Annotated in this window: 1 pseudogene; it reads right to left on the bottom strand. The window is 54.1% G+C overall.

Annotation, left to right across the window (positions count from 1 at the left end):
- Positions 1-1,037, bottom strand: a pseudogene (locus tag MFF34_RS28045) (IS3-like element IS3 family transposase); the annotation flags it as partial.
- Positions 1,038-1,087: the final 50 nt, after the last annotated feature.

Raw genomic sequence — 1,087 nt, 5'->3', positions numbered from 1 at the left:
AAAGTGTTCTCCATGGATACATTCCACTTTCAGCGAATGAAAGAAGCTTTCCACGCAGGCATTATCGTAGCAGCAACCTTTTGCGCTCATACTTCCACGCAGATTATGCCGCTTCAGTTGCGCCTGATAATCTGCTGAACAGTACTGGCCTCCACGGTCCGTGTGAACGATAACGTTCCGGGGCCTCTTACGCCGCCACAGCGCCATCTGCAGGGCATCGCAGGCCAGTTGCGCCGTCATGCGTGGCGACATTGACCAGCCAATAACGGCACGTGACCACAGGTCAATGACCACTGCCAGATACAGCCAGCCTTCATCTGTACGTAAGTACGTGATGTCTCCTGCCCACTTCTGGTTCGGGCCACTGGCGTAAAAATCCTGCTCCAACAGATCTTCTGACACAGGCAGGCCGTGTGCGCGGTAGCTGACCGGGCTGAACTTCCGGGAGGCCTTTGCCCTCAGTCCCTGACAGCGCAGGCTTGCCGCCACGGTTTTTACGTTAAAGGGGTAACCCTGAGCACGCAGTTAATACGTCAGGCGTGGGGCACCGTAACGCTGTTTTGACCGGGTAAAAGCCGCGAGGACAACGCTGTCGCAGTGTTGGCGGAACTGCTGACGCGTGCTTATCCTTGTCCGCCGCTGACACCACGTATACCAGCCGCTGCGGGCCACCCGGAGCACGCGGCACATTGCTTTGATGCTGAACTCAGCCTGATGTTTTTCAATAAAGACATACTTCATTTCAGGCGCTTCGCGAAGTATGTCGCGGCCTTTTGGAGGATAGCCAGCTCTTCATCCCGTTCTGCCAGCTGGCGTTTGAGACGTGCAATCTCGGTAGACATCTCCAGTTCACGTTCAGAAGACGTCTGCTGATTTTGCTGTTTACTGCGCCAGTTGTAGAGTTGTGATTCATACAGGCTGAGTTCACGGGCTGCGGCAGTAACACCGATGCGTTCAGCAAGCTTCAGGGCTTCACTGCGAAATTCAGGCGAATGCTGTTTACGGGGTTTTTTACTGGTTGATACTGTTTTTGTCATGTGAGTCACCTCTGACTGAGAGTTTACTCACTTAGCCGCGTGTCCACTAT

This window comes from Pseudomonas sp. PAGU 2196 (assembly GCF_022179005.1).
Classification (GTDB): Bacteria; Pseudomonadota; Gammaproteobacteria; order Pseudomonadales; family Pseudomonadaceae; genus Aquipseudomonas; species Aquipseudomonas kermanshahensis.
The sequence above is the reverse complement of the archived record's forward strand: the minus strand, read 5'-3'. Positions and strand labels throughout refer to the sequence as shown.